The 7,129-nt window shown below is 56.8% G+C and carries 9 protein-coding genes; 5 read left to right on the top strand and 4 right to left on the bottom strand.

Annotation, left to right across the window (positions count from 1 at the left end):
- Positions 1 to 367: 367 nt before the first annotated feature.
- Together AC1DN0_RS39715 and AC1DN0_RS39710 are read left to right on the top strand one after the other, a co-directional pair.
- A complete protein-coding gene (locus AC1DN0_RS39715; RefSeq protein WP_441629767.1) occupies positions 368 to 691 on the top strand; it encodes an H-NS histone family protein in 324 nt (107 codons plus the stop codon).
- Between the two features lie 182 nt (positions 692 to 873).
- A complete protein-coding gene (locus AC1DN0_RS39710) occupies positions 874 to 1,314 on the top strand; it encodes a GNAT family N-acetyltransferase (RefSeq protein WP_477102888.1) in 441 nt (146 codons plus the stop codon).
- Between the two features lie 222 nt (positions 1,315 to 1,536).
- On the opposite strand, the gene AC1DN0_RS39705 is transcribed toward AC1DN0_RS39710, so the two are convergent.
- The 4 genes from AC1DN0_RS39705 to AC1DN0_RS39690 all read right to left on the bottom strand — a co-directional run bounded on the left by AC1DN0_RS39705 (position 1,537) and on the right by AC1DN0_RS39690 (position 4,289).
- The gene (locus AC1DN0_RS39705) at positions 1,537 to 1,908 is read right to left on the bottom strand and encodes a PHA-granule associated protein 4 (RefSeq protein WP_441629771.1); all 372 of its coding nucleotides are present in this window, start codon (positions 1,906 to 1,908) and stop codon (positions 1,537 to 1,539) included.
- 210 nt (positions 1,909 to 2,118) lie between these two features.
- A complete protein-coding gene (locus AC1DN0_RS39700; protein WP_441629773.1) occupies positions 2,119 to 2,490 on the bottom strand; it encodes a PHA-granule associated protein 4 in 372 nt (123 codons plus the stop codon).
- Positions 2,491 to 3,361: 871 nt separating this feature from the next.
- Positions 3,362 to 3,703: a hypothetical protein gene (locus tag AC1DN0_RS39695; RefSeq protein WP_441629775.1), complete on the bottom strand. Its 342-nt coding sequence runs from the start codon at positions 3,701 to 3,703 to the stop codon at positions 3,362 to 3,364.
- 382 nt (positions 3,704 to 4,085) lie between these two features.
- Positions 4,086 to 4,289: a cold-shock protein gene (locus AC1DN0_RS39690; protein ID WP_441629777.1), complete on the bottom strand. Its 204-nt coding sequence runs from the start codon at positions 4,287 to 4,289 to the stop codon at positions 4,086 to 4,088.
- A 511-nt stretch (positions 4,290 to 4,800) separates the two neighbouring features.
- On the opposite strand from AC1DN0_RS39690, the gene AC1DN0_RS39685 reads away from it, so the two are divergent.
- The 3 genes from AC1DN0_RS39685 to AC1DN0_RS39675 all read left to right on the top strand — a co-directional run.
- Positions 4,801 to 4,962, top strand: a complete 162-nt coding sequence (locus AC1DN0_RS39685) for a hypothetical protein (RefSeq protein WP_441629779.1) — start codon at positions 4,801 to 4,803, stop codon at positions 4,960 to 4,962.
- Positions 4,963 to 5,522: 560 nt separating this feature from the next.
- Positions 5,523 to 5,762, top strand: a complete 240-nt coding sequence (locus tag AC1DN0_RS39680; RefSeq protein ID WP_441629781.1) for a DUF2442 domain-containing protein — start codon at positions 5,523 to 5,525, stop codon at positions 5,760 to 5,762.
- A gap of 1,148 nt (positions 5,763 to 6,910) precedes the next feature.
- Positions 6,911 to 7,129: NAD-dependent epimerase/dehydratase family protein (locus tag AC1DN0_RS39675; RefSeq protein ID WP_477146536.1), on the top strand; the 219-nt coding region annotated here is incomplete at its 3' end.

Genomic DNA, 7,129 nt, shown 5'->3' with positions numbered 1-7,129 from the left:
GAGCACGGCAGCGCGCAACCAGCCGATGGTTTCGAGACGATGTTGTTCCTTATGTAGCCTAGCCATATGCCCTCAACATTAGACGTGTTGACGCGCCATCCCATGTCGGTAGCCGCCCAGAGCCGCCTGTTAGCCCGGTGGCGCTGTCAGGATAGTGTATTTCATTCGTCTAGGGCGGCACCGTCCATCAGCCATCTGCGCACTCATGGTATCGAACGTGCGCCGGTAGTCCCCTTTCTGGGGTCCTATAAGAGCGAGGCGGCGGTTTGGCCGTCAGATGCGAAGCTTCGTCACCGCTATCGATTGATAGTCGCGATATTTAACGACCTCAGGTACGATGGCTCCAATATCAACCCAAGGAGACAGCATGGCTACCTACAAGCAATTGCTGGCAGAGAAGGAAAAGCTGGAGACCCAGCTCGCCGAAGTTCGTCAAAGCGAGGTCGCTGGCGTCATTGAGAAAATCCAGGCTTTGATGGCAGAGTACGAGTTGACGGCCGACGACATTGCACAGAAACGTCGCCGTGGACGCCCTGCGGCTGGTAGCACGCCTAAGGCTCCGGCTAAGGAGAAGGCCTCGCTGCCGCCAAAGTATGTGGACCCCAAGACTGGCGCCACCTGGACTGGACGTGGTCGGGCACCGGCTTGGCTCGGGAAGAATCGCGACAAGTTTCTGATTCCAGAGGCGTGAGCGGGAGCGCGGGCATCCGTAGGCTAAGTAGAGATTTCTTGGTCTACGCTGGCACCGCATTGTCCCGCGCATTCCATTTGCCTGACGCAAGTGTTAGCCTAGAAGCCGACACTTTTGGGTGTTACATCTATGTGTTTCCCTGCCGTATTCAGCTCGCAATATGACACGAGGAGATGCCGGAGATGATGAGAGGTGTGGAGATTCGAGCGGCAGGAGAGGCAGACCGGTCCGCTATCGTGGATGTTCTCGAGTGTTGTAGCTTGCCTAACGACGCCGTCGACCAGGGGTCGCGCTTCTTTCATATCGCCGTATTAAGCGAACGGGTGGTGGGTTGTGCTTGTGCTGAGCAATACGGAGAGACAGTTGTCGTGCGGTCCGTCGGCGTGCTCCATGAATACCGAGGTCATCAAATTGCAACCCATCTTGTCGGCAGCGTGCTGACGCGTGCTCGCTCAGATGGCTGTACTAAGGCAGTGCTCATCACTGCTGGGCGGCTCGGTCTCCGTAATCACTGCGATTTTTCGCTTGCCGAGCTTGAATCGATGCCTGAGGAAGTAAGGCTGTCCAAGACGTTCATGCGACGATTCGACGGGTGCAGGAAACTGAAAATCGCCACCGACTAGCGTTGCGCAGGTCGGTGCTAATGTCTAGCTGGAAAACTGCGCGCTAAATTGCACGACGTCGACGAGCTGGCACGCAAAGCCAAGCCGGCTTCGAAGCCGATGGCGGCATTGCCTCTGAATGCCATGACCAAAGTCAGGCACTAGATGGCCTCGCATTCTGCGTGCGCATTGAAACTGGAATGGCCAGCAGGTACAGCTCGTGGCGCCGGCTGGCGTCTTCGCTCACTCCCAGACAAGCGTGGCTTCCTTGAGTAGGTGGCCACCCAAGATGTAATCACCATGCTCGATGGCACGTGCCTCCAGCTCCGTCAGGAGCGCGTCGGTCATCAAGGTTAGGTCGAAGAGGCAATAGAGGTGCCGCTGCCTGAAGGTATTCTTCGGTGCTCGCAGTCCCTGAGCCAGGGCTTCTGGAGTGCGCACGGCGATATGTTCAAGGGTCCTGAACTGAACGGCGACGCCGTACTTTTGCCCAACCCTTCCAAGTTCGAGGGCATCTTCCCAACCGGCCTCATAGTCCAGGTCAACCGTTCCAGTCACCTGTGACAATATCTGTTCAAGCGCATTGGCTCGATTGTGCGCAACATGGACGGTCACGGCGAAATCTCGTCTATGGGTCACGTTGCCAAGGAATATAGCGGGAAAGCCAAGTCACGACAACCAGAAGTGCAGACGCGAAGCACTCGGACGCTATGGCCTCTCCCTGTGGCGCTATGCTGAACTTGACTGCCTTGAGGCACGACAATTAGCGCCAAGAACTGGGCGCGCAAGTTGTCGATACGGAAGCTCCGCTCAAGCGGAGCCTACTCAGGCCCAAACTGTATCGACCTCCCGCAGTAGATGCCCAGCCAGGATGTAGTCTCCCAGCTTCATTGCCTTTGTCTCCAAGGTCGCCAAGTCCTTGGCTGTCAGTTCGGTCAATGCGAACTGGCAGTAGAGATTTCGTTGTCTGAAGGAGACCTTCGGTCGAATGAGGCCCGCGATAAGTGCAGTGTGGGACCTCACAGCAATGTTCTCGTGCCCGCGATACTCCACGCAGATGCCAGCCTTCTGGCCTAAACGCCCGAGTTCAATTGCATCCTGCCAACCTAACTCGTAATCCAGTTCGACTCGTGCTATCCCTTCTGCCGCCAAGAGCCTAACGGCTTCTCCTTTGGTTCCAGCTCGGGCTGTCGTCATTCCTGTCTCCACTTACATCGTCCGACGTACGGGTCACCGGTCTATTTCTGCATGCTATTGAATTCAACTCAATGCCGTCTGTCCACTTTGTACAATGGCAGGACGCTCGTCACGCGTGCGGCCTTGCTGGAATTCGTTTGCAAGCGCGGAGAGCGGCCCATCTGCCTAAAGTGTTATTTAATTCTGACGTAAAAAAAATCAAAGTCAATATGTACTGGCGACAATGTCATTGTGACCACCCGCGTAACCAACCGGCACTTGACTTCTGCCAGACCATTGAGGGCGAGGCCGCAAGCTTCCAGCTAAGGAAGTATCCGACCCAATTTGGGTTGAGAGGCCGAACGGAGCGTAGGTTGGCATTGAGGGGTCCCCGTCGATGCCAAACGGGGCTCCAGGAAGCCCGCCGCGACTCTTCAATATTGCTTACCGTTGCAATGAATCCCATCGCGCAGCCGTTGGTTGTTGTCAAATGCTACTGTTGGCAACACCCAGAGTGACAAAGCTGTGCCGGCTTACAAATCTGACTTGAAAGTTATTTTGACGCGGTGACGGCAACTTGCGGACTTCAACTTATCGCATCCCGTCCGGTCGGTCGGCGATAAAATTCGGGCATTCTACGGACGTGGGGGGCTCGGGTGACGGGGGTGTAACCCGCGGTGGACTACATGGTCGGTGCTGCGAAGTAGCGCGACGCGCCACCAATACGAAAAACTGACGTGCGGGCGACCAGATTGGTTACGCGACTGGCGGCGAAGAGCCGTGACGGCAGGGGGAAAGCTTTGAGCATTTCCGCGTCGAGGTCGGAGTAAGGCCTCAGCTTTGGGTAGTCCGGGGGCGTGCCACTCGCGGCGAGGAGTGAGGCCTCCCCTGCTTAGGAAGGACGGTGTTGCACCCAAGCAGGGAAGCGCTCATCAGTTTCGTCGGCGGAGATATCTCCAAGGTGCGTGCAGGCATCGGCAGGCAGGGCAATGTGATACTCCTTGCGCCATAGCACTATGACGGTGAACCTGACGACGCGAATACGCACCTCTCTGGGGACGGGATACTCGGAAACGTGCGATGGAAGCACCTCCATGCCAACATGCCGCCGGACCTCACAGGTGAGCATCCCTTTCTCCTCGCGTCGAACCAACTCTTCGCGCGCGAAGTGCAGATGCAAGTATAGGGCGCGCATGACAAGCGCGAATACCAGCAGAACCATGACTGTCAGCACGATGATTCTCCCCAATGAGAACGGATTCCCTTATTTGGGTCAGGCAATTTGCGTGCCATTTCGTTAGCGTTCCACCAGGCCGGTCGTAGTCATGTACTTGCAGCAAACGTTCAGGTCAGGGTCAGTTTGTCTCAGTCACTCATTGTGATTGATAAGACCGGTCCGGGGCATTGGGCTTTGTACGGGTTTTGACGGCCGGAGAAGGGCCTTTACTGCGACGTGTTCGTAGATTATTTGCGGCGCCGCGATTGGCGTATTGGTTGCAGTTGGCTGCTGGCTCGTGTGGATGCGCCGGAGCGGCAGAGTGTTGCCAGAAATAAAAAGGCCCCTCGTCACGGCGAAGGGCCTTTCTTCCATCTCGACTGCCTAGGTGCAACGGCGACTACATCTTGCGAATCTGCGAGGCTTGCAAGCCCTTGGGACCTTGCTTCGGCTCAAATGCCACCTTGGCGCCCTCATCCAGGGACCGATATCCCGTACCCTGGATTTCCGTGTGGTGCGCAAACAAATCCGAGCCACCGCCGTCGGGCGTAATGAACCCAAAGCCCTTTTCGTTGTTGAACCACTTCACAATGCCAGTCGCCATTTCATCCTCGAAGCAACGCGCATGCATACCGCATGCAGAAATAAAAACCCAATCTAGACATAATACTGCACCATGGGAATCTCGCCCTCGATTGCAGGAAAGTCGTCCGAGTCACCAGCATATCCGAGGAAACGCCTTGCAGCCAAGCCGGTCTAGGGTTTACCACTGTAGCGCGCCTTGGGGGCGCTCAAGCTGAAAATGGAGCGACTGCTCGCTACCGCATATCCTAATTTGAGAAAGGAGAAAGCGAACTGAATCAATTCCAGTTGGTCAGCGCCAGCACGTCAGCACCCCTGTCGAGCATCGCGGCCTGCTGAAGCAAGTCAGTAGGGTTTCGGGGCATGGCAAGAGTGCCGGCTAGGGTCAACTTTGCCTGAGCCGCTGCCCGCAGCCTTGCCGCTTCGTGGCGCAGGGCCTCGATGCCAGACGAAACAGTCCAGCGAGTCCTTCTCCCGCTGCGAGCGCCGGGTAGCGACGCGTCGTTCGTGGTCATCGGAGAAACGAGAGCTTGATGCATATTGACCTTCAAATTTTGCTATGCCCGGTTTCGCTTGGCGGTGTCTCGCGAACGGGCGTTCTTTTTTGTTGTGGCAGGCATGCCAGAGTGTTGCTGGCCGGCAGCGGCGATGAACTCGCCGATGACGCTGCAGTAACCGCTCGCGCATTTAACTGAACCCAGATGACAACTCAGTGTCAGGCAAGTGCCGAATAAGACTGATATCACCGGGGTGCGGGTTAACCTTAGCGCTGCGTTATGGGGACTTGCGGGCCGCCTACCATGCCATCGGTGGTGAAGACCGCAATGGCCAAGAGATAAGCCGGAAAAGTCTGGTTAATTCTCAGATTAATAACTCTTAATTCTTCATAGACTGGCGATGTAGTCCTGCTACCACCCGCGTCACCAGCTTCCGGCGACGCGGGTCTTTTTTTGGGGGACGAACGCGCACCCTATGTAGCTCTAACGAAGGTAATGATGAGGGCCGTGAGTGTAAGAGGAAGGCCATCCGAGTGAGAATCCGGGAAATCCCTCCTCGGCCCTGTCCCCCGTTTCGTTGAAGGCTCGTGGTCTCGCGCGCCGCGCGTAGAGCGATGCTCTCCCTGATTCCAAATCGCGCAGGGTGGCATTGTCTGCACAGGGCAGTGTTTCCGATAGGTTTTCAGCCGTGGAGGGGGTGATATCGTGTCATCGAAGGAGTTTGATTTTCTGGCCACATCCGCCTTTGGAGCAATGCCATGGACCCCTGCGCAGTAGCGGTGCACTGTGATGAGGCGAGCTTTACCGTGGACCTTTCAGACGGCCGGAGCCTTCGCGTTCCGCTAGCGTGGCTTCCTCAACTTGCGAAAGTCACTCCGGAACAACGTCAAGCTGTTCGCATTTCGGCGACTGGTCTGCATTGGGACGCCATCGACGAGGACGTCAGCGTCGTGGGGCTGCTCAAGACTCTCGCAAGGTTACCGTGGCAACGTAGGTAGCCCGCCTTGGCCACATACCGGCAAGCAACCACCCAACAGAAAAAGATGCCCTCAGCCGGGTAGACCAAGGGCCAAACGTCCACGAAGAAGTCGGGCAACCCTCGCAGGTCACCCGTGTTCAGTATCTACCACCCCGCACCTGCCCGCAACCTGGGTGCAGAAAGGCAGTAGCACCGCCCATCAGTGCTCGTCTCCTCATGCAGCTCCCTTATTGCCTCTTCTTCTGCAGGCGCGCAGGCGCGCATTGGGTTGGATTTTCCCGCCTGCATGGGCGCAACGGTCTCAGGTCGGCCAAAGATTGCCGCGCAGCAGTTCACACCGGACTGGGGCGTGGTTGCCGCACTGAAGGTCTCCTTCTTGCGGCGGCGGGCATACAGCTTGCTTGTGCCAATGCAAGTACGCGAGAAATGCCTATGCTTGAAGCGTCCTTTCTATAGTCTCAGCCAATGGGTAGGACAATATGAAGCTGATAGTTCACCATTTCCATGCGCAGCCACCTCATCACGGTGCAAGGTACTACTTGGGGCTAGCCGCTCTTCTTCTTATACCAGCCGCTATCTATGCACTCGTGGCGCTCTGGTCAAAGCCCTGACGGGCCTCCACTCTGGAAACCTCTTCGTTGGCAATGTGAACGTTCCCGCCATCGCATCGTATAGACGCGCGCCGGGAAATTTGTGTTGGTGCAGGCACGGAGCGCGTTCCGAACCGTGCTGCAGTACAAATGCAATGATGCAGGCGCGTGGCTCAAGGAAATCAACGAAGCCTAGTGCTATCAGTTGATGATGCGCGTCGAAACCAGTCTCACCCCGCACTTTTCCTAGCGCCATGTTGTCGGAGTGATAGAAGACGGCGAGAACGGCATTGGGACGGGGTTCGCCGGGGACACCGTGTTCCCGACGACCTTACTTTTCGTATCTGGGGCAATTTCTCCTGTGCCCGATAGCTACCGCAAATGCACTGGCTACGGGAATGGCAGGGCGATTGCTTGCGCGAGTGTGGCTATTCCTTGGCGCTCAGTGCTCAACCACGGACTGCCTCCGCGCAGTTGCGACAAGGCGTATGCTGTGCGACAGGCTATTTCGTCTTGAAAACGAGTTGGGTACTGTGGGGCCGCTGGCTAACCCCATCATCTCTCATCAGGAGGGCGTATGCGCATACTGGTCGTTGGAGCCACAGGGCTCCTTGGGAAAGAAATTGTGGGCTTACTTTCGGAAGAGCATGAGCTGATAGGGGCCAGTCGTAACCGTTCGGCGGTCTCAGTGGACATCTCCGACAAGCAGTCGATTCTGGCGATGTACAAACAAGTGGGCACGGTTGACGCGGTGGTCTGCGTAGGCGGCACCGTGAAATTTGCTCCCTTGGCAGCC

The organism is Cupriavidus sp. 05N39, from assembly GCF_056397325.1.
Note: the sequence above shows the minus strand (reverse complement) of the source record. Positions and strands in the feature narration are given on the sequence as shown.